Genomic DNA, 22,341 nt, shown 5'->3' on the forward strand with positions numbered 1-22,341 from the left:
GATTGAATTAAATATTCAACCACTTTTCAGCTTTGGCCTGATCATCAACCTTTAATTCAACTTCTGCAAGTTCAGTAATACCACCTTGAAGTTCAAACTGCATCAGCTCATCTCTTCGGAATGCAAACACTGTAAAGCGACCTTCACGTTTAGCAAATTTTTCCAATAATTTCGTTGTAGCTTTTATACCATCAATAGCAACAATTACATCATTTGCAGAAAGCCCTGCTTTTGCGGCCACGCAGTCGCGGCGCGCCTGTTGCACCAATACACCTTCTGGCTTATCCGCAAGTTTCAAACCGAATGGGAGCGATTTTTCCTGCTTGAATGTATATGACACCCCAAACTCAGGGAATAATTGGTCAAGTGGCAGCTCATCAGTAGTGTTAATCAGATGGTTGATTTGCTCCAACCAGTTATCGCCCGTCAATTCATTACATAAATTGAAAATTGTACGTTCATTTACCTGAATGCCATTTTGCGCATTTTCAAACAACTTACGCATTAAAGCATCAAGGCTCGAACCACGTAAGCGTAAGCCAAGGTCTAAGCAAAGTGCAACTAAACAGCCTTTGTTGTAATAGCTCGTGCCCGCATTATTTGAGTTCTCATCTTGACGGTAGAATTTCACCCAAGCATCAAAACTCGACTCAGCCACCGTTTGAATTCCACGGCCTGGATTTTGCAAATAACAATCAATCTGTGCTTTTAACAATTTCAGATATGAATCTTGATTAATCACACCACTACGCAGCAAAATCAAGTCATCATAATATGAAGTAAATCCTTCAAAGATCCATAACAAAGACGTATAACTTTCCTTGTTAAGATCATAATTCACAAAATTTTCTGGACGAATAAATTTTACCAACCATGAATGGAAGTATTCATGACTGCATAAACCTAGGAAACGTTGATAATCTGCAGATGGCTCAACGGGTTCATCTGCTTTAGGCAAGTCATCACGCGGACTAATCAAACTTGTGCTATTTGGATGCTCAAGCCCACCATAGCTATTGCCTGTCGCCATGGTCATAAAGGTATAGTCTTTGAATGGTGCTGAACCAAACATGCTAATTTCTGTAGTACAGATTTTTTCAATGTCTTGCTGCATACGCTCAGCATTCATTGCATGCTGACCAGATACCACAAACTCATGCGGAATACCGCTAGCTTCAAAGCTAAAACGCGTTTGTTCTGCTAATTCAAAAGGTGCATCAATTAATTGAGCATAATTATCCGCATATAAAGTATAGCGACCTTTTACAAAGCTCTTCGATTTTAGACCAGTTGCCAATTGGAAATGCTTGAGTTCTGGTGGTAAAAATACTTCGACTTCAATAGGTGTATTTTCCTGCCCATCCAAACCTAAACATGCACATGCTGGATTGACATACAAACGTGTTTGATCAACATAAGCACCACGTACAGACAAGTCATAAGCATATACATCGTATTCAACTGTAATTAACTCATGGTCGGTATTAAATAAGCGCCATTTATTCTTTTCAAATTTTTCAATTTGTAATAATCGACCATCTTCATCATAAGCACGAACAGCTTCAATATGCTTTGAAAATTCGCGAATCAGGTAGCTTCCCGGTATCCAAGTAGGCAAAGAAAGCACTTGTGTAGGGTTCGCTAGAAAACGCGCAGTCACATGGACTAAATGCTGACGATAATCGTCGAATTCGATTTGATAATGCAACATCATGGGCAATATAAAATAATTGAAAGATAACTTATCAATTAGCTTAACATTTTTTACAACTGAATGCGGAACTGTCGCAATTGTCTACAATTTTGACTAGTCAGCAGAAAAAAAAAGGCATAGCATGCCTAAAAATTTTTTCGTTTTACCACCAACGGAATGGTTGGTTAAGGAACCTCATTGAAACCCGTGATCTACCTCATCGCGTTGCTTAGTTTTCTATGCTCCACGATAGCAAATGCCACCCTATTAAATGTTATGCCTGAAACTGTCGAAGCAGAAGCTTGGACCATTTTAGACCCTCAATCTGGCCAAGTGATTGCGGAGCATAATAGTCATGTGCAACGTGCACCAGCATCCCTAACCAAAATGATGGTGGGTTATATCGCATTAAAAGAAATTCAAGCTGGCCATCTACGTAAAGATGAAATTTTAACCGCAACGCCTGTGGTACAAATCGTGCAATGGGATGAATCGCAAATGTACCTTAAACAAGGTGAGCAAATCTCTGTAGATCAGTTGCTTGCTGGTTTAGTGGTTATGTCTGCAAATGATGCAGCCGTTACTTTAGCGGAACGTATTTCAGGTGATGTTCCTCGCTTTATTGATCGCATGAACAAAGAAGCAAAAGCTTTAGGTATGAAGGATACACACTTTCAAAATCCAGCTGGCATTACCATGCCTGATCATTACTCTTCAGCAGCTGATCTTGCGCGTTTAGCTCAAGCACTGGTTACCGAAACACCAGATTATCTTTATTATTCAAAACAACAAAGTTTTAGCTATAACCAGCGATTTCATCGCGCCACCAATATTTTACTCAAACAAGATCCTTCAGTAGATGGTCTTAAAACGGGCTTTACAAAAGCAGCTGGCTACAATTTAGCACTTACCGCCAATCGACCTATGGCAAATATAGAAGCACCAGAGCGTCGTTTAATTGTGGTAGTCATGGGTGCTAAAAGCGGAATTAAACGTGCTGAAGTTGCTCATCGTTTAATGAACCTAGCTTATACCTATACACGTAATGAAGTTGCGATTAAAGATAAACAATTGATTGCTGAATTGCCTGTAGTGAAATCAACCTTGAAAATGTTTAAAGTTGAAACCAAAAAACCTAAACTTATCACCACCTCTCTATACGATCAGGCTTATGCCATTGATCTTCAAGCATTTGATCAACTTCAACAACGCATTATGCTCAATACAGGCAATGGACAAATTCAAGCTATTGAACCACTGCATGAAACGCAAACCAAAATGAATGTAGAAATGAACAAACAGGAACTCACTGCGCCACTTGCTGAAGTGATGAAATTAGCCACTGTTTCGGTCTATCAAAATAATAAATTAATCAATACCTTTGATATTGAAGATAATGTTCAAATTGAAGAAGCTAATATTTTTGAACGTTTCTTTATGTGGATTAAAAGCTTATTCAGTATTTTTTCAAATGAAACTACTGAACTGAAAACCTACCCAATTGGTCAATGATGTGATTATGTAACTTGTAAGACAATTCGTTATTCAGCTAAAAAAGAAGATGGCATACTCTTGTCATCTTCCTTTTCTTAAAATAATAAATAGGTATATCAATGAATAACGCGGATAATTCCAAGTTACATCATATCGTTATTGTCGGTGGTGGTGCGGGCGGTCTGGAGCTGGTCACACAACTAGGCGACTTACTCGGTAAGAAAAAAAAAGCACGTATAACACTGGTTGACATGAAACTGACCCATGTTTGGAAACCACTGCTACATGAAATTGCAGCAGGAACGATGTCAATTAGTGATGAAGAAATTAACTACTATGCACATGCGGCAAAACATCATTATGAATTTGTTTTAGCTAAACTTGAAAACGTTGATCCATCCAAAAAAACAATTCAACTCAGTAAAGTCCAGCAAGGTAAATACGAAGCCCAAAATGAGCAACTTGATTTAGCTTATGACACACTTGTGCTTGCGGTAGGCTCTGTTTCAAATGACTTCAACACACCAGGGGTTTATGAACATTGTCATTACCTCGACAGCTTGCAACAAGCTGAAGTTTTTCAACAAGACCTTCTACAGCTGTATCTAGATGCACAAAATAGCGATGCTCAACGTGAACTTAAAATTGCCATTATTGGCGCAGGCGCGACTGGCGTAGAGTTGTCAGCAGAACTTGTGCAAGCCAAGCACAATTTTTATAAATATGGTTTAAACAAAATTCATCCGAAAAGTGTTCAAATTAATCTGATTGAAGGTGCAGATAGAATTTTACCTGCCCTGCCGGAAAAAATGGCTGAGCATGCCAAACAACAACTAGAACGCATGAAAGTTGAAGTATTAACTGCGAAGCGTGTTGAAAAAGTAGATGCTGAAAAAGTTTATTTTAATGATGGCAGCAGCATTAATGCTGAACTCAAAGTATGGGCAGCTGGTATAAAAACCCCTGAAGTAATTCATAAATTAGATGGCTTTGAAAAAGATCGTATGGGCCGTCTCAGTGTTTATGCCACCTTACAAACCAAAGCACATCCAGATATTTTCGCCTTTGGTGATTGTGCACACTGCCAACCGCGCGCAGATGAGCCTGTATTAGGCCCGAGAGCGCAGGTTGCAAGTCAGCAAGCATCGTTCTTAGTAGACTGCTTAAAGGCACGTTTACGCGGAGAACAGCTCCCTATGTTTGTATTCTCAGACAAAGGTTCGTTGGTTTCACTGAGTAAACATAAAGCGGTCGGTGAATTATTAGGTCAAGTCAATGTACAAGGCTTTGTTGCAAAATCAATGTACGTTTCCCTTTATCGTATGCATCAAGCGACGATTTATGGTTATACCCATGCAGGTTTGCTGACAGCTAAAGATTTTGTTACACGAAAAATTGCACCAAAAATAAAATTGCATTGAAATTCAAATAATCGTCCCTATTTAAGATGAAAGCATTATAAATGTCCAAAAATTGCATTTTTTTGATAAATTTAGTCTACAAAAATGCAATTTCACTTTATGATGTAACCCTTAAAAAATTGAATGGATCAATAACATGACTGCTATTGCAAATAACTCTGTGGTTTCTTTCCACTACACATTGACTAATGCTGAGGGTGAAACTCTTGACCAATCTCAAGGTGAACCACTAGCGTATTTGCACGGCGCTGGCAACATCATCCCAGGTCTTGAAAAAGCACTTGAAGGTAAAACAGTTGGTGAAAAATTCACTGTAAATGTACCTGCTGCTGAAGGTTATGGCGAATACAACCCAGACCTAGTTCAAGAAGTTCCTGCGCAAATGTTCCAAGGCGTAGACAACATCCAAGCGGGCATGCAATTCCAAGCTCAAACTGATGATGGCGTTCAAATCGTTACTGTTAAATCTGTTGAAGGCGACAACGTAATCGTTGATGCGAACTTCCCACTTGCTGGCCAAGATTTAACTTTCGAAGTTGAAATCGTTGAAATCCGTGAAGCTTCTGCTGAAGAACTTGACCACGGTCACGTACACGGTGCAGGTGGTCACCACCACTAAGATCTTTTAGATCTACACCAAAAAGGCAAAGTTTTTACTTTGCCTTTTTACTGCTTTCAAAAAAGCAATTCAATGTTAGACGATTTATAAATAAAAAAAGCAGACCGATGCCTGCTTTTTTTACACAAAACAATTATTTACGTTGGTTATAGAGTTGTTGTGCCGCTGGCAAGTTTTTACGCATAGCTTCTATACGTTGTGAGTTTGAAGGGTGAGTAGAAAGGAAAGACGAACCACCAGCCCCTTCAAGTTTGTTCATTTTTTCCCAAAGTGTAATTGCCGCTTGCGGGTTATAACCTGCACGTGCCATCAACATTAAACCACCTTGGTCAGCACGACTTTCTAATGAACGTGAATATGGCAAACCTACACCGATTTGACTACCCAACTGCGCAGCAGCTGTCCCCAATTGACCAACATTATTACCTGCTGCACTTAAACCAATATTCAAAGCTAAATCCGTTAAGGCTTGTGCACCCAACTTGCTTTTCGCATGTTCTTCTAAAGCATGCACCATCTCATGTCCCATAACTGCTGCAATTTCAGCATCAGTCAGGTTTAATTTATTTACAATACCTGTATAGAACACCACTTTACCGCCTGGTGCTACAAAGGCATTAACTTGATCTGATTTCATCACAGCCAGTTGCCATTGGAAAGCTTGACCGGTTTGATTCATTTGATCGGCATAAGGACGCAGTTTTTGGAATACAGTATTAATGCGCTTATATGTACTCGAAGAGGTATCGAGCTGATTTTTAGAACGTGCGTCGGTAACCATTTGGTTATAACTTTGAGTTGCCTGAGCATTTAATGTCGCAGTATCAGCACCTGCCATATCTGCAACAGTTGCACAACCAGAAACAGTCAATACGCCTGCTACGCATAAGCTTGTTAGAATTATTTTCTTCACTGAAATTACTCCAGACCGTTAAAATATAAGTAAATAATTGTGACATTATATTCTGAAGGTCAGAAGCAGAAAACGAAGATATAGCGACTTATAATAGTATTTATGTAACTTTATTTAGCCAAAAACTGAATGATCAACCAATACGCCAAGCAAATTACATTCAACGCCAAATATACATGTAACACGGGCTTAATTTTTTGCTCAAGCACGACGTCATTACGTTTAAGAAATAGATAAGCATTTTGAATTAAAACCATAGGCACCAAAATACAAGCAATAATGACAGATAAACCAATTAATGCTTGATAGATCACTTGTGGATCTTGTGTTTGTCCACGAATAATCATCATGGCGATGGTTGGTGCGCCGCCCATCGCAAACAATAATGAGTAAAAAATTGTGGTGGAAATATTTTTCTGCATCCTGCACTACACTCCTCTTTCAAGTTTGCATTTTAGCAAGTCCACATACCGTGTATAGCTCACCAAAATGCAACTTTAGTCTCGAAACTTTAGACAATCATCAAAATAAATTAACGACGTACCACTGCTGGCGATGCATTTTTATAATATTGCTGCGCTTCAGGCATCATTTTTTTCATGGCTGCAATCCGGTCATTGTTACTTGGATGCGTTGACATAAACTTGCTCAGTGCGTCATTACCACGATTGTCATTCGCGTTCATTTTTGTCCAAAGTGAAATTGCAGCTTCTGGGTTATAACCCGCTTTCGCCATCATCACGAGACCGCCTTTGTCTGCGCGGCTTTCTAAATTACGTGAATATGGCAGTCCAACGCCAAATTGACTCCCCAAGTCCAATAAGGTCGCACCATAACCACCTGCTGCATTTCCAACGTATTGCGCACCAATACCGACAGCAAGATTCGTTAATGCAGTTGCACCAATTTTATTTTTTGAATGCTCTTCTAAAGCATGAACCATCTCATGCCCCATAATGGCTGCAACTTCATCATCCGTCAGTTTTAAGGTTTCAACGATACCAGTATAAAACACCACTTTTCCGCCCGGAGCGACATAGGCATTAATTTCTTTTGATTTAATTACTGCCACTTTCCAATCAAAAGCCTGCCCAGTCTGGTTCATTTGATCAGCGAAAGGTTTCATTTTCAGGAAGACGCGATTTACTTTTTGATATGTTGCAGACTTCGTATCCAATACTTGTTTACTTTGCGCGTCCTTTAACATCGCATTATACGACTGTGTTGCTTGTAGATTTAAAGTTGCAGAATCTGCACCTGCTAAATCGGCAATCGTGGTACAACCGGTAAATGATACTGCTACAGCTAAACATGCCAAAGTTTTCTTATAATTCATAATGATCTCTAGTTATTTATAAAGAATGTCAAATATATACAAAAAAATTAATCTCTCAATATTTTTACATATTTTTTTAAAATCTTTTTGAATCAATATGTTTTATTTAACAATTCAATTTATTATTCATTTTAACTAAAACAATTTATATAAAAAAAGCCTCGCATGAGCGAGGCCTTTCAACGTCTGAGTTCTAATGCGTATTAAGCATCGAATGGGTGACGTAGAATAATCGTTTCATCACGGTCTGGACCAGTTGAAATGATGTCGATTGGACATTCAATTAACTGCTCAAGGCGTTTAACGTAGTTTATAGCTGCTTCAGGCAATTGATCAATTGATTTTGCACCGAAAGTAGACTCAGACCAACCTGGCATAGTTTCATAGATTGGTTTTAAAGTTTCAAATGCAAGCGCATCAGAAGAACCGATACAACCCGAATCTGCTGCTTCGTAACCTACACAGATTTTCACTTCTTCTAAACCATCAAGAACGTCAAGTTTAGTTAAGCAAATACCAGAAAGTGAGTTCACTTCTACAGAACGGCGAAGGATTTCAGCATCGAACCAACCACAACGACGTTGACGACCAGTAGACGCACCAAATTCTGAACCAACAGTACCCAAGTGTTTACCGATTGCATCACCAACATCATTCGCTGCATCGTAAACAAGTTCTGTAGGGAATGGACCAGCACCTACACGAGTTGTGTATGCTTTAGTAATACCCAATACATAGTCAAGGTGCAAAGGACCAAGACCTGAACCCGAGCTTACGCCGCCCGCAGTTGTGTTTGAAGACGTTACATATGGATATGTACCATGGTCAACGTCAAGAAGTGAACCTTGAGCGCCTTCAAACATGATATTGTCACCGTTTTTACGGTATTTATGCAATTCGCCTGTTACATCCATCACTAATGGAGCAACCACTTTACGCCATTCGTCACAAAGCGCGATTACGTCTTCTAATTTAACTGCTTCTACGCCGTAGAATTGAGTCAATTGGAAGTTATGGTATTCAAGCAGCTCTTCAAGTTGAGCTTTAAGATGATCACCACCACGTACCAAGTCCGCAACACGTACTGCACGACGAGCCACTTTATCTTCATACGCTGGACCAATACCACGACCTGTAGTACCGATTTTCGCATTACCACGTTTTTTCTCACGCGCTTGGTCAAGTGCAATGTGGTTTGGAAGAATTAAAGGGCAGTTTGGAGAAATACGTAAACGTTCTTTAACTGGCACGCCTTCTTTCTCTAAAACATCCATTTCATGGATAAGTGCTTCAGGAGAAAGAACAACACCGTTACCAATTAAGCACAATACGTTTTCACGTAAAATACCAGATGGAATGAGGTGTAATACAGTTTTCTTACCACCAACCACAAGTGTATGACCTGCGTTGTGTCCGCCTTGATAACGAACTACCGCAGCCGCTTGATCTGTGAGCAGGTCGACGATCTTACCTTTACCTTCGTCGCCCCATTGGGTACCAAGTACCACAACATTCTTGCCCATAATAGCCTCATTGCATCATGCTGTTAAAATTGAAAAACGTTTATGTGAGATACACATCACGCGATTAAATTTGTTTGATTGTCCACTCGCCATTTGCATTCACCAATTGATGGCTTGCAGATGAAACTGAGCTTAAATCATCATTACCTAACAATTGAACCACACTGAAACCTTCGTTTCGTGCTGATGCAATTGCATTTAATAAATCTGCGTCAATACCTTTGGGTGCAACCAAAACTTTAGCACTCTGAACTTGACCCGCAGTTAATGCATATAAGTCACAAGAGAAGCCTGTTGCTGGACGTGCACGACCAAAATGTTCACCAATACCATCATAGCGACCACCTTGAGCCAGTGGTGCAGCACGGTTTGGCGCATAAACGGCATACATTAAACCAGTGTGATAATGGTATGAACGAAGTTCTACAACATCGATACCAATATGTAGTTCTGGCCAACGCGCCTGAATTGCGGCTTGTGTCGATTTCACTGCATCAAATGCAAGTTTAAATGCTTCGTTATTTAAAACTTCAGCACTTAAATTTGCTTGTAACGCATCTAAATCACTTGCAAAACGACCTAAGGTATAAAAATCTTGACCGAATGGAAGCGTTTGTGTGAATTCAGCCAACTCAGGCAAAGCTTTACGTTGATACAAGTCAGAAAGCTGACGTTCAATCGCTTTACTTAAACCTGCTTGCTTAACCAAGCTACGGAATAAACCGACATGCCCTAAATCTAGATGGATACCGTCTGAATGACCTGCTGTTTGAAGCAAGTTAATCATGACATCGATCAACTCAACGTCAGCATCAATGCTGTCCGAACCAAAAAGTTCTGCACCTAATTGTAATGGTGCACGTGTGGTATTAAATCCCTGAGGCTTAGTATGTAACACTGTCCCAGCGTAGCAATAACGAGCTACACCTTCAACAGGATGTACATGCGCATCAATACGAGCCACTTGTGGTGTCATATCGGCACGCACACCAAGTAAACGACCAGACAACTGATCGATAACTTTAAAAGTGGCTAAGTCTAAATCTTGATTCGATTCTGAAAGAGAAGATAGAGATTCTATGTATTCAATGAATGGCGTGTACACCAACTGATAACCTCGAGATGCGAGGAAATCTAATGCTTTACGACGCAAAGACTCAATCACTTGCGCCTGTTCTGGCAGTACATCAGCTACACCATCAGGTAATAACCATGTCTCTGAAATGGGCATGTTGTAAACCTAAATTCATGTCAGCGCGGAACGAATCCGCATAAAAAAATCGGGAGCACACCCGATTTCTCCTAGTTTAGCACGATAGTTTTCAGCTTGCACATGACTTTTTTATAAAAGATGCATAACTACTTATAGAATAATCAGACTTACTTCTTAATATTCATAAATAATTGTTTATTATTACCTTTTAAATTTCACAACCAAATTTATTTCAACCATTTGATAAAATATCATTCACTAATCTATACAATAAATACACTTTGAGGGATTATTTACAAAAATTCTTAGCGTTCAAACATTTAGCTTTAAAACCTAAAAATTTATTCCAATGGCAATGCCGTGGTCTTTTTCACCGTCTGTAAAGGAATTTCAGTTTTGACATTTTGCACACATTCAATTTGTGTTAAATGATGAATTTGAAACTTACGATAAGCTTCCAAATCGGCAACTACAATTCTTAAAAAGAAGTCACAATCGCCTGCCATGAGTTGACATTCCACTACTTCTGGCATGGTTTGGATCGCATCCACAAAACCATTCACTGTTTTTGCATCCTGCCCTTTCAACCAAATACGCGCAAAAACCGTCAGCCCAAGATTTAGTTTATTGGCATTTAACAGTGCAACATATTTTTCGATATAACCGTCATCTTCAAGCTGTTTGACCCGACGCAAACATGGCGATGGAGATAATCCTACCAATTGCGCAAGTTCATTATTTTGCAATTTTCCATTTATCTGCAATTCCTGCAAAATGCGCTTATCAATCTGATCCATCTTTTAACACTAAATTCCAAATTTATTTATATTTTAGCAATATTAGTTTAAATATAAAGCTAAAGATGCAAAAATCAGCGCCTAATTTCCATAAAATCCACCTAAAATAGCTGTTCTAATTATTTTAATGCAAAGAGCTTAAGCATGTTGTTGTTTAGAAACACCACATCACACTCAACTTCGTCACCGCAAGTGCACGAGTTTAAGCGTGGACTCAAAACATCAATTCCTTTGCTCTTAGGCATCACACCGTTTGCATTGGTTTTAGGCACTCAAGCCATTCAAAAAGGCTTCAGTACACTCGAAGTTCCATTACTCACAGGTTTAAACTTTGCTGGTGGCTCTGAATTTGCCATTTTAGAAATGTGGACTAATCCCCCCAATATTTTGATGTTGGTTTTCATTACATTTTTAGTGAATTGTCGACATTTATTGATGGGAGCAAGTTTAGTACCGTATTTACGTCATCTCCCGAATAAAACTGTTTTTCCAGCCTTATTCTTTATGGTGGATGAAAGTTGGGCCGTGGGTTTAGCAGATGCACAAAAAAAAGCACAATTGGTCGGTTATCACCGCGCATTTAGCATGATGTTTTATGCGGGTTTGTGCTTTGCCCTTTATTTAATGTGGGTCGGGTTCACCACTTTAGGTGCTGTGATCGGTCCTGTATTAGGCGATATCAATCGCTTCGGATTTGACATGGCATTCCCTGCTGTTTTTTTAGTGCTGTTACGCAGTATGTGGAAAGGCATGAGCGCAGCTCGTCCATGGCTGATTAGTCTCATCACCGCAGCACTTGCCTATTTGTATTTACCTTCGGGCTGGTATGTTCCAATTGGTGCTATCAGTGGCATTGTCTCTGCCTTTTTCTTGATTGGAGATGAGGCATGATTCACACACCGACCGTAATCGCTATTCTATTCATTGCTGCGACAACCTATCTCACCCGCATATTGGGCTATGTTTTATTGAAAAATCGCAGCTTAACCAATAAGCAACGTCAAATCATGGAAGTTGTACCTGGCTGTGTGCTCATTTCTGTGATCGCGCCATATTTCGTGAGAGATAATCCAGCAGATATGATTGCCATAATTATTACGCTGATTGCCGCTTCACGCTTTTCACTTTTACCAACCGTTGCTATCAGTATGGCTTCTGCCGCACTTTTGCGTTTGGTTTTAATCTGAAAATCAAAAAACACCATAGCGGGGCTCGTCATGGCATTTTAAAAGTGTGTGCTTTCTTTTCAACATTTGCTCATAATTGAGATAAATATCAATCCGATTTCACCATTTGACTAAGCAATGTCACGAGTTCGGCATTTTGCAATTCAACTTTTTGTAATTTTTGCGTGGTCTGATCAAGTACTTCTTGTTGCGTATGCATTTTTTTCGCCAGATCTTGCATAATTTCTAGAGTCTTTTTTAAATTCGCTTCTAAATACACCACTTTTTCTTCGAGTGGTAATGTTTCATGTGCAGTGGATTGTGAAACGTCACGATTAAATTGCAGCCAAATCAAAAATATGACAGCCAATGACAATAATAAAATGAATCCCCAAAGTAACATCAGCATCATGCGTAAAACTCTTATTACATTTATTTGTATTTCATCTTACTAAAATCAATTGATATTAAGTAAAGAATTTAATGTTTTTCAATATTTTTTAGGTCATTAACTTGCGAAGATGTATTTCAATTATCAATGAAAAATCTAAGCGTCATGTAAAAAAGCACCTCCTTTGAGATGCTTTAAACTTATTTTTCTTTATGCAGCATGAAAACTTTCACACAGATCAAGTAAACGATTTGCATAGCCCCATTCATTATCATACCAAGCAAAAACTTTCACTTGATTACCCACCACCATGGTTTGGGTTAAATCCACAATTAGTGAGTAAGGTGAATGATTAAAGTCGGACGATACTAAGGGCTCATCCGTCACTTGCATGATTTCTACATAATCGTGCTGTGCAGCCTTTACTAAGACTTCATTGATACGGTGTACTGTTACAGGCGATTGTGCAATAAAAGTTAAATCAATTGCGGCCACATTGATGGTTGGTACGCGAATTGAATATCCATCTATACGCCCTTCCATTTTAGGCATCACGCGTTTAAGTGCACCCAAAGCCGAAGATGTGGTCGGAATAATATTTTGACCTGAAGCACGGGCACGACGTAAATCACGATGTGCGTGATCCAAAACAGATTGATCAGCGGTGACTGCATGGATTTCAGTCATCAATGCCGTTTCTATACCGAAGGCATCATCAATAATTTTCACTAAAGGTACTAAGGCTTGCGTAGTACATGACACACTAGAAATAATTTGATCACTGGCTTTGACTTCGTAATGATTTACACCATAAACAATCGCAGCATCAACGGTATCAAAAGGCGCTGCACCAATAATCACGCGTTTAGCACCCGCAGTTAGATGTTGAGTGGCTGCTTCGCGTGAGCGAAATAGACCTGTACATTCAAGTACCACATCGACACCGAGTAACTGCCAAGGCAAATTCTGCGGTTTGGCTTCATTCAATATTTGGACATTTAAATGTGCATCTGCATAACGAATATCGAGAAAAATTTTGTTATTTTCTTCAATAATTTCAACATTCCCAGCAAAGCGGCCATGTGTTGTATCGTATTTAAACAAATGCACCATGGTCTCAACATCAGCAATATCATTAATGGCAACAATTTCATAATGAAATTCTTTAGGATTTTCAAACCATGCACGTAAAACATTACGTCCGATTCGACCAAATCCGTTAATTGCCACTCGTTGCATGACTTACCCTTCATTTTGAAACAGTTATAAAGCGCTTATATATTAAAGGATTTCAACAATAATTCGTAATCATTAATTCTCTTAATACTTATTAAAATGGGTGTTGAGTGAAAACATTCAAAATAGCTTTTCGACTTTATAATGAAGAAAAATATTCTATAGACCATAAATCACAATGATGAAGCAAACACTACAACCATTTTATTTGTTCTGGCAAAAGCTTAAACCTACAAAGCTCTTTTACGCTTCCATCTCAATATTTTTGATATTTTTATTAGGTTCAACCGAGACTACAGCGCAAATATATCAACACTGTTCATCAGCGGATATACAAAAATTACAGCGCCTATTCTCAGACAATAATTCCGCCAATACCAATAAACCTGTATTTCAGGACTGCATTCAACTTCAGCATAGTCGTCGATTATTAGCCCTTTCTAGTAATGCGACTGACGTGATTCAGGACAATGCGGGCAATTATGATCTAAATCTTTATCTTATAGATAAAGGCACATTTCAAGTACTAAAAGTATTTAAGTCACCTAAAGGCATTGTGCCTACGACACGTTTAGATAAGGTTCAATTTGATCTCACCCCCTATGCAAAAGATCAGGACTTGGTGGGTATTGCTTTAAAACAATCGCACATAGGCGGTATTCATTCATCAAGACGATTGCTTTACCTATATGCCATTCAAACTGATTCAAAAATTTTAGCTGTCTTAAATGGACTAATGACCAACTACAACAGCAGTACACAAAGTGCTTGTGATGACTGGAATACTGAAGAATTGAAGCGCACCTTGCACATCAGCAATCAAACCCATAAGGGCTTCCCTATTTTCTTAATCAAAGAGTCGAGCATTAGCAGCCATTACAATCACAAAAACTGCAAAGCGTCCGCTGAACATGACCAAGGTCGTTATCAGCTCAAATTTGATGGCAAGGAATTCCCCATTCAACACATAAAAAAGACAGATCCTGACTTATAAGCTGATTCATTCACGCCTTTAAAATTTGAAAATGCGTTTAGGATTTAAGTAAAATTTCATCTCAAATTTCATCTCAAATTTCATCTTAAATTTCACCCTAAATTTATAAATAAACCAAAGTACCATTGAGTAAAAACTGCCAAAATTTTCACAACCATAATGAAAATGAATCAATTCAAATGAATTATATAAAAAGTCATATAGTTCATTGAAAATCATTGGTCGCTACGCCTTTTTCCGTTATAATTTAGCGTTTTTAAATTTTATGTCAGCATCTCAAGCCAGCTTTAAAATTTTGTAAGACTTGCTTGATATGCTATTACCAAATCGAAATTAGGAGAGACTTGGTTGTGAGTACTCGTTTTATGACATCAGCTGAAATTCGCGAAGCTTTTTTAAGCTACTTTGAATCGCAAGGGCATACACGTGTCGCGTCGAGTTCTCTGGTACCTGCCAACGACCCAACATTATTGTTCACCAACGCGGGTATGAACCAGTTCAAAGACTGCTTCCTTGGTCTTGAAAAACGTGACTACGTTCGTGCTACATCTTCACAAAAATGTGTACGTGCAGGTGGTAAACACAACGATTTAGACAACGTTGGTTATACAGCGCGTCACCATACATTCTTTGAAATGTTGGGTAACTTCTCATTTGGTGATTACTTTAAACGTGATGCAATCAAATTCGCATGGGACTTTTTAACTGGCGAACAATGGTTAGCACTTCCAAAAGATAAACTATATGCCACTGTTTACCATACCGATGATGAAGCTTTTGATATCTGGAACAAAGAAATTGGTCTAGATGCTTCTCGTATCATCCGTATTGGTGATAACAAAGGCGAAAAATACGCATCAGATAACTTCTGGGCAATGGGCGATACAGGTCCATGTGGTCCATGTTCTGAAATCTTCTTTGACCATGGCGATCACATTTGGGGTGGCTTACCAGGCACGCCTGAAGAAGATGGCGACCGTTTCATTGAAATTTGGAACAACGTATTCATGCAGTTTAACCGTACTGCTGATGGCGTATTACACCCGCTTCCTGCACCTTCTGTAGATACAGGTATGGGCTTAGAGCGTATTTCTGCGGTTTTACAACACGTAAACTCAAACTACGAAATCGATCTATTCCAAAACTTACTCAAAGACGCTGCACAAATTATTGGTTTAGATACATCTGAACTTGAAGCGAAAGCACAAGCAGAAAATAAACCTGTTGAATACCCTGCTTCTCTTAAAGTGGTTGCTGACCACGCGCGTTCATGCTGCTTCCTGATTGCAGATGGTGTTAACCCATCAAACGAAGGTCGTGGTTATGTACTTCGCCGCATTATTCGCCGTGCAGTGCGTCACGGTAATAAATTAGGTGCGACTGGTTCATTCTTCCACAAAATGCTTCAACCATTAATTAATGTAATGGGCGCTGCATACCCTGAGCTTGAAGCACAAAAAGCGCGTATCGAAGCACAGCTTTTGAAAGAAGAAGAACAGTTTGCTAAAACACTTGAGCAAGGTTTGAAATTGCTTGAAGGTGAATTGGCTCAACTGAAAGGTTCAGTGATTCCAGGCGAAACCGTATTTAAACTCTATGACACTTATGGCTTCCCAACTGACTTAACTGCTGACATCGCACGTGAACGTGATTTAACGATTGATGAAGCTGGCTTTGAAGTTGAAATGGCTGCTCAACGTCAACGTGCACGTGATGCTGGTAAATTTGCAGTTGACTACAACAGCATTGTTAAGGTTGATGGCGAAACTCAATTTGATGGCTATGAAGCAACTCAAGGTCAAGGTCAAATTGTTGCGATCTATAAAGATGGCGAACAAGTTGACGAAGTGTTTGAAGGCGACGAAGCGCTGATCGTACTGAACCAAACACCGTTCTATGCAGAAAGTGGTGGTCAAGTTGGCGATACAGGTATCTTCAAAAACGAAACTGGTATTTTTGAAGTACAAGACACCAAAAAATCTGGTGGTGCTTTTGTACACCAAGGCATCGTGACCATGGGCAACTTAAAGGCTGCTCAAGCGGTAGAAGCAATTGTTAAAGCTGATTTGCGTGACGCAACTGCCCGCAACCACTCTGCAACTCACCTTCTACATGCAGCGCTCCGCAAAGTACTGGGTACACATGTACAACAAAAGGGTTCATTGGTTGCAAGCGAACTATTACGTTTCGACTTTGCTAATGACCAACCTGTGTCATTTGAACAACTGCAAGAAATCGAACGTATTGTTAATGCTGAAGTGATTGCTAACACTGCTGTTTCTACTGAACTTTTAGACATCGATGCTGCCAAAGAAAAAGGCGCAATGATGTTGTTCGGTGAAAAGTATGGCGACGAAGTACGTGTATTGTCTATGGGTTCAATCTCTGAAGATAAAAACTTCTCCATTGAACTTTGTGGCGGTATTCATGTAAAACGCACCGGTGATATTGGTCTATTCAAAATCACGTCTGAAGGTGGTGTTGCTGCTGGCGTACGCCGTATAGAAGCTGTTACAGGCACAAAAGCAGTTGAAGTAGCACAAAAAGCGGATCGTGATATTCACGCAATCAACGATTTGTTAAAAGCACAAAAAGATCAAACTTTAGAAAAAGTTGAAGTGCTTTCTCACACTGCATCTAGCTTGCAAAAACAAATTGAACAATTGAATCAAAAACTAGCGAGTTTCCAAGCTGCTGAGCTTTTAGGTCAAGTTCAAGACATCGCAGGCCGCAAAACATTAATTACAACAGTAAACAATGTAGATGCGAAATCACTGCGTAACTTACATGACGGTGTTAAATCTAAGTTAGACAATGCCGTTATCGTGATTGCTGCTGTAGATGCCGACAAAGTCAGCTTGATTGCTTCAGTGGCGAAAGAATACACAGCAACTGTAAAAGCGGGTGACATCATCAAGCACCTTGGTCAAGAACTTGGTGGTAAAGGTGGTGGTAAACCTGACATGGCTCAAGGTGGTGCGCCATATAGCGACAAACTTGAAGCTGTAATGACTGACCTTGTTGCATGGTTAGCTGCAAAATAAGACCAAAAGTCCTATCGCCTAAGGTGACTCTCCTTACCTTAGGCCAATCAACCGGTTTAAGTAGTGTGTTTTTTAATGCTGGATCCTACTTAAACCACGTTGATGCGTATACACGCAAACTCAATCATTCATGTTGAAAGCAACATTCAACCTCTGGTTATATGATGAAGATGGAGTCTAAAAGGCTGTGTTCACTTGAACCACCTGCGGACACAAAGTATCTATTGAACAAAACCTACCTCGGCATTGTTCAGGAGCTACGTGGTATATTAAAACCGCACTCAATTGTGGTCTTAAAATATGTGTAAGTGCTTTAAGTCTTTAGACTTATTTACTTGGTAAGGATAGTTATGGCATTAATCGTTCAAAAATATGGCGGTACCTCAATGGGTACTCCAGAGCGCATTTTAAATGTTGCTCGTCGTGTAAAGCGTTGGCATGATCACGGTCACAAAGTTGTGGTTGTTGTATCTGCAATGAGTGGCGAAACCAATCGTCTACTTGCTTTAGCGAAAGCCATTACCGAAACCCCTGATCCACGCGAATTAGACCAAATGGTGTCTACAGGTGAACAGGTAACGATTTCTATGTTAGCAATGGCACTTAACTCAATTGGTGTTGAAGCTAAATCTCTTACAGGCCGTCAAGTTGGTATTAAAACCGACAGCGCGTTCAATAAAGCACGTATTGAATCTATTGACACAGATGTCCTCACCTCAAACCTAGATGCCGGTCGTGTACTTGTTGTTGCTGGTTTCCAAGGTTTTGATGCTGATGGCAATACAACCACTTTAGGTCGTGGCGGCTCAGATACTTCTGGTGTGGCACTTGCTGCAGCACTCAAAGCAGATGAATGCCAAATCTACACAGACGTTGATGGTGTTTACACCACTGACCCACGTGTCGCTCCAAAAGCGAAAAAAGTTGATCGTATTTCTTTTGAAGAAATGCTGGAAATGGCATCACTTGGTTCAAAAGTCCTTCAAATTCGCTCTGTAGAATTTGCAGGTAAATACCAAGTGCCTTTACGCGTATTATCAAGTTTTGATAATGACGATGATGGCGCATTCGACGAAGACTTTAAACAAAACGTCGGTACACTAATCACCACAGAAGCGGAAGATAACATGGAACAACCAATCATCTCAGGCATCGCATTCAACCGTGATGAAGCTAAATTAACAATTCTTGGTGTTCCAGACGAACCAGGTATTGCAGCAAACATTTTGTGCCCAATTGGCGATGCAAACATCGAAATCGACATGATCATCCAAAATGTTGAAGAAGATGGTACAACTGATTTTACGTTCACTGTTAACCGTAGCGAACTTGCAAAAGCTAAATCAATTCTTGAAGCAACTGCTCAAGAAATTGGCGCACGTGAAGTTGCTACACGTTCAGACATCGTTAAAGTATCAATCGTTGGTGTTGGTATGCGTTCGCATGCTGGTGTCGCAAGCAAAATGTTTACAGCACTTGCAAAAGAAGGTATCAACATTTTGATGATCTCTACATCTGAAATCAAAATTTCAGTGATCATTGAAGAAAACTACTTAGAACTTGCTGTACGTGCACTGCACACAGCATTCGGTCTTGACCGCGAAACTGGTGAATCAAGCGTTCGTGCTTAATTAACCATGCAAGGTGTCAATTTTTGTCATTGTTAGACAGATTTTGAAAAACATCGTAAAAATACAGAGCCACTATAGTTTTTTTTATAGTGGCTCTGTTATATTAACCCTGAGGATTTTGAAAAAATTTAATTAGAATTGTATCTGTCACAATGAATGTTTCAGATGTTCTGTTAAAATTTTTTTGCTTTTACAGGTTATGAATTTTACATAATTGATCAATTGCAGGTTTTGCATTTTGCAAGGAGATAAACATGCTGATTCTGACTCGTCGTGTCGGAGAAACATTAATGATTGGGGACCAAGTCAGCGTGACTGTACTTGGGGTTAAAGGTAATCAGGTTCGTATTGGTGTGAATGCACCAAAAGAAGTATCTGTACACCGCGAAGAAATCTACCAACGCATTCAACATGAACGTGCGATGCACGAACATCTCCAAAATATTGATCAAGAATATCAACCTTCTTTCGAAGAAGGTGATTTTCCACAGAACAATTATAATCGTTAAGATTAAATGCGTTTCAAAAATAAAGCGGCTTATTAGCCGCTTTAAATTTATCTAAAATATTCTTCTCAAATCTCACAATGAGATAAAGCTTAAGCTTTCGCCTCTAGAACTTTACGTACCGGACCAAAGCTACGACGGTGCTCATCAATAACACCAAACTCAGCTATCGCTTCAAAATGCGCTTTAGTCGGATAGCCTTTATGCTTTGCAAAACCATACTGCGGATATTTTGCATCAAGTTCTACCATTTCATGGTCTCGAGTAACTTTTGCTAAAATACTGGCAGCCGAAATTTCAGCATGTATTGCATCACCACCAACCACGGCATCACAGCTCATGCTAAGCCCTTGTGGGACTTTATTGCCATCAACCAGCACGTGATCAGGTTGAATTGCCAATTGCTCAACAGCACGACGCATTGCTAAGAGAGAAGCTTGCAAAATATTGATCTCGTCAATTTCAGCAGCCGAACTTTCAGCAATCGCCCAAGCCAATGCTTTTTCTTTAATTTCGACAAACAGTTTTTCCCGTTTTTTTTCGGTGAGCTTTTTAGAGTCATTTAATCCCTCAATTGGATTATTTGGATCTAAAATAACAGCTGCCGCCACAACTGAACCCACCAATGGGCCACGCCCTGCCTCATCTGCACCAGCTACTTTCATTTCTTTTCTCACACAATAAAAAACGACCCTCTTGCGCCAAAACCAGCTCAGCGTAGAGGATCGTTTTATTTCAATACTTAGTTTTTGAGTGTTTCAACTACGCATGCATTTAATGTATTCGTAACAATTTTAGCTGCAAGATTTGCTTGTGATGTTTTATCCATTGCCGCAACAACTAAATCTGTTGCAGTAACACTGGTCGTCGCTTTTTCACCGACACATGAACATACTTCAGTTTGAAGTTCAGACTTTTGAGTCTCAGTTAAAACTTTAGAAGCAGTTTTCCAATATGTATTATTATTTAATTCAGTTACGCATTTCGCTTGCACGCCTACTTTAACTGCCATCATTGCAAGACTATTGGTCGTTGTTGCAGCCGAAGTACCTGTACCAGTGGTACCTGTTGCAGCACATGCAGAAAGAACTAAGGTAAGTGGCGCTAGAACTGCAGCTAATTTTTTCACGGATGAATCCTTTGTTATGTTAATCAGTGGGCGTATTGTGCACCAACTCGCCCTATAAACGGTAAGTCTATTTAAAAATAATGCTGTAATTGTGTAGTTTAACAGCAAAATCAGTGTTGCAAATTCTCAACACTGTGTCTCAATTACATGTATGTTTTCAAGCACTAGAATACTTTAATATCTTTCATCGTATAAATTTTTTACTTTTCAAAATGAACAATAATTCGCAATATTACACGCGTACTGCTCAAATTCTACATTGGTTAATGGCTATTATTTTTATTGGTGCATGGATCATTGGCTTTTATAGTGGAAACTTTTTAAGTTATGACGTCGATGGTAGTTTTAAAGGTCAAGTCATTACCTTACATAAAAATATTGCAACGACCATCATTTTCCTTGTAGTCATTCGTATTTTTTGGCGATACACCCATCCTGCCCCTGAACTCCCAAATACAATGTCTAAAAATATGAAGACATTAGCTCACTTTGGCCATTTAGCACTGTATTTTATGTTACTAGCACTTCCAATTACTGGTTGTTTATTTAGTTGGAGCGCTGGACACCCTGCGCCTGTGCTGTATTTATTTGAAATTCCACGTTTAGTACAAGACAATCCCGAATTACTTGCGATTGTTAAACCTTTACATATTTGGATTTCTTGGGCTGCTGGAGTACTGTTAGTTGGCCATATTCTTGCAGCATTAAAACATCACTTTATTGATAAAGACCACGTACTCAAAAGCATGACGCAACAACCGAAATAGAGTATTCGAACTTTATTTTTTTCCAAAATTTAAAAAGCCACTTTATCGTGGCTTTTTAAATCCTAATAGTCTTAATTTAGTGCCTGCTGCGCACAACCACGTAGACTATTTAAAACCGCTTTTGAAATTAATTTATTTTTTTCAGATTCACTTACCGCGGCTGTCATCAAATCTTTAGCTGTCATTTCATCCATTGCATGTTCACTCACACACTGGCAAATGGCTGTTTGATTGTCTTTCTTTTGCGCCGCACTCATAAACATAGATGCTCCTTTCCACACTTTAGATGCATTCAGTTCTTGCCCACACTGATATTCGATAACAGGTTTCAACATTTTTTGACTGAGACTTTGCGACTTTTCCGCCATTGCAGCAGAGCTCAATCCCACTGTTAAAACAGCAACGATTAAGTTGAAAGAAAAAATTGACGATGATTTCATGACAGATAACTTAGACAAATAAAAAAGG

22 protein-coding genes are annotated in these 22,341 nt (G+C 39.3%); 10 read left to right on the top strand and 12 right to left on the bottom strand.

Translation table 11 applies throughout. From position 1 onward, the window contains the following. Positions 1 to 7 precede the first annotated feature (7 nt). Positions 8 to 1,711, bottom strand: coding sequence for a M61 family metallopeptidase (locus A9J31_RS03690; RefSeq protein ID WP_067762616.1), 1,704 nt, complete (start codon positions 1,709 to 1,711; stop codon positions 8 to 10). 180 nt (positions 1,712 to 1,891) lie between these two features. Between A9J31_RS03690 and A9J31_RS03695 the strand changes: the two genes are divergently transcribed. The 3 genes from A9J31_RS03695 (at position 1,892) to slyD (ending at position 5,227) form a co-directional block, all read left to right on the top strand. Further along, positions 1,892 to 3,205: a D-alanyl-D-alanine carboxypeptidase PBP6B gene (locus A9J31_RS03695; protein WP_067762617.1), complete on the top strand. Its 1,314-nt coding sequence runs from the start codon at positions 1,892 to 1,894 to the stop codon at positions 3,203 to 3,205. 101 nt (positions 3,206 to 3,306) lie between these two features. Further along, entirely contained in the window at positions 3,307 to 4,608 is a 1,302-nt protein-coding gene (locus A9J31_RS03700; RefSeq protein ID WP_067762618.1) for an NAD(P)/FAD-dependent oxidoreductase, read from the top strand. A gap of 136 nt (positions 4,609 to 4,744) precedes the next feature. After that, a complete protein-coding gene (gene slyD / locus A9J31_RS03705) occupies positions 4,745 to 5,227 on the top strand; it encodes a peptidylprolyl isomerase (protein ID WP_067762619.1) in 483 nt (160 codons plus the stop codon). A gap of 133 nt (positions 5,228 to 5,360) precedes the next feature. Here slyD and A9J31_RS03710 read toward each other — a convergent pair whose 3' ends face one another. The 6 genes from A9J31_RS03710 to A9J31_RS03735 all read right to left on the bottom strand — a co-directional run bounded on the left by A9J31_RS03710 (position 5,361) and on the right by A9J31_RS03735 (position 11,009). Beyond that, a complete protein-coding gene (locus A9J31_RS03710; protein ID WP_067762620.1) occupies positions 5,361 to 6,140 on the bottom strand; it encodes a M48 family metallopeptidase in 780 nt (259 codons plus the stop codon). Between the two features lie 110 nt (positions 6,141 to 6,250). Then, complete coding sequence (locus A9J31_RS03715; protein WP_067762621.1) at positions 6,251 to 6,562, bottom strand: hypothetical protein; 312 nt, start codon at positions 6,560 to 6,562, stop codon at positions 6,251 to 6,253. A gap of 110 nt (positions 6,563 to 6,672) precedes the next feature. After that, the gene (locus tag A9J31_RS03720; protein WP_067762622.1) at positions 6,673 to 7,476 is read right to left on the bottom strand and encodes a M48 family metallopeptidase; all 804 of its coding nucleotides are present in this window, start codon (positions 7,474 to 7,476) and stop codon (positions 6,673 to 6,675) included. Between the two features lie 203 nt (positions 7,477 to 7,679). Beyond that, a complete protein-coding gene (locus A9J31_RS03725) occupies positions 7,680 to 8,999 on the bottom strand; it encodes an adenylosuccinate synthase (RefSeq protein WP_067762623.1) in 1,320 nt (439 codons plus the stop codon). Positions 9,000 to 9,063: 64 nt separating this feature from the next. Continuing rightward, the gene (locus A9J31_RS03730) at positions 9,064 to 10,230 is read right to left on the bottom strand and encodes an ATP phosphoribosyltransferase regulatory subunit (protein WP_067762624.1); all 1,167 of its coding nucleotides are present in this window, start codon (positions 10,228 to 10,230) and stop codon (positions 9,064 to 9,066) included. A 323-nt stretch (positions 10,231 to 10,553) separates the two neighbouring features. Then, positions 10,554 to 11,009, bottom strand: coding sequence for an Lrp/AsnC family transcriptional regulator (locus A9J31_RS03735; protein WP_067762625.1), 456 nt, complete (start codon positions 11,007 to 11,009; stop codon positions 10,554 to 10,556). A gap of 144 nt (positions 11,010 to 11,153) precedes the next feature. Between A9J31_RS03735 and A9J31_RS03740 the strand changes: the two genes are divergently transcribed. Together A9J31_RS03740 and A9J31_RS03745 are read left to right on the top strand one after the other, a co-directional pair. Beyond that, positions 11,154 to 11,900, top strand: a complete 747-nt coding sequence (locus A9J31_RS03740; protein WP_067762626.1) for an AzlC family ABC transporter permease — start codon at positions 11,154 to 11,156, stop codon at positions 11,898 to 11,900. Further along, positions 11,897 to 12,196, top strand: coding sequence for an AzlD family protein (locus A9J31_RS03745; protein WP_067762627.1), 300 nt, complete (start codon positions 11,897 to 11,899; stop codon positions 12,194 to 12,196). Before A9J31_RS03740 ends, A9J31_RS03745 begins: the two co-directional genes overlap by 4 nt. An 88-nt stretch (positions 12,197 to 12,284) precedes the next feature. On the opposite strand, the gene A9J31_RS03750 is transcribed toward A9J31_RS03745, so the two are convergent. Then, positions 12,285 to 12,581, bottom strand: a complete 297-nt coding sequence (locus A9J31_RS03750) for a hypothetical protein (RefSeq protein WP_067762668.1) — start codon at positions 12,579 to 12,581, stop codon at positions 12,285 to 12,287. Between the two features lie 195 nt (positions 12,582 to 12,776). Then, positions 12,777 to 13,805: a type I glyceraldehyde-3-phosphate dehydrogenase gene (gene gap, locus A9J31_RS03755; protein WP_067762628.1), complete on the bottom strand. Its 1,029-nt coding sequence runs from the start codon at positions 13,803 to 13,805 to the stop codon at positions 12,777 to 12,779. 175 nt (positions 13,806 to 13,980) lie between these two features. Between gap and A9J31_RS03760 the strand changes: the two genes are divergently transcribed. The 4 genes from A9J31_RS03760 to csrA all read left to right on the top strand — a co-directional run bounded on the left by A9J31_RS03760 (position 13,981) and on the right by csrA (position 19,980). After that, on the top strand, positions 13,981 to 14,796 hold the full coding sequence (locus A9J31_RS03760; RefSeq protein WP_067762629.1) for a hypothetical protein: 816 nt from the start codon (positions 13,981 to 13,983) through the stop codon (positions 14,794 to 14,796). Between the two features lie 350 nt (positions 14,797 to 15,146). Next, positions 15,147 to 17,840, top strand: a complete 2,694-nt coding sequence (gene alaS / locus A9J31_RS03770) for an alanine--tRNA ligase (protein WP_171256655.1) — start codon at positions 15,147 to 15,149, stop codon at positions 17,838 to 17,840. Positions 17,841 to 18,190: 350 nt separating this feature from the next. Then, on the top strand, positions 18,191 to 19,471 hold the full coding sequence (locus tag A9J31_RS03775; RefSeq protein ID WP_067762632.1) for an aspartate kinase: 1,281 nt from the start codon (positions 18,191 to 18,193) through the stop codon (positions 19,469 to 19,471). A gap of 254 nt (positions 19,472 to 19,725) precedes the next feature. Continuing rightward, positions 19,726 to 19,980: a carbon storage regulator CsrA gene (gene csrA / locus A9J31_RS03780; RefSeq protein ID WP_067762633.1), complete on the top strand. Its 255-nt coding sequence runs from the start codon at positions 19,726 to 19,728 to the stop codon at positions 19,978 to 19,980. Between the two features lie 89 nt (positions 19,981 to 20,069). On the opposite strand, the gene rnhB is transcribed toward csrA, so the two are convergent. Together rnhB and A9J31_RS03790 are read right to left on the bottom strand one after the other, a co-directional pair. Further along, entirely contained in the window at positions 20,070 to 20,642 is a 573-nt protein-coding gene (rnhB, locus tag A9J31_RS03785) for a ribonuclease HII (protein WP_067762634.1), read from the bottom strand. Positions 20,643 to 20,719: 77 nt separating this feature from the next. Then, a complete protein-coding gene (locus A9J31_RS03790; RefSeq protein WP_067762635.1) occupies positions 20,720 to 21,106 on the bottom strand; it encodes a hypothetical protein in 387 nt (128 codons plus the stop codon). A 212-nt stretch (positions 21,107 to 21,318) separates the two neighbouring features. On the opposite strand from A9J31_RS03790, the gene A9J31_RS03795 reads away from it, so the two are divergent. Beyond that, the gene (locus tag A9J31_RS03795; protein WP_067762669.1) at positions 21,319 to 21,873 is read left to right on the top strand and encodes a cytochrome b; all 555 of its coding nucleotides are present in this window, start codon (positions 21,319 to 21,321) and stop codon (positions 21,871 to 21,873) included. A gap of 71 nt (positions 21,874 to 21,944) precedes the next feature. Here the strand turns inward: A9J31_RS03795 and A9J31_RS03800 are convergent, their stop codons facing one another. Next, positions 21,945 to 22,313: a hypothetical protein gene (locus A9J31_RS03800; RefSeq protein ID WP_067762636.1), complete on the bottom strand. Its 369-nt coding sequence runs from the start codon at positions 22,311 to 22,313 to the stop codon at positions 21,945 to 21,947. Positions 22,314 to 22,341: the final 28 nt, after the last annotated feature.

Origin of the sequence: Acinetobacter gandensis (genome assembly GCF_001678755.1) — a bacterium.
GTDB classification, from domain to species: Bacteria; Pseudomonadota; Gammaproteobacteria; order Pseudomonadales; family Moraxellaceae; genus Acinetobacter; species Acinetobacter gandensis.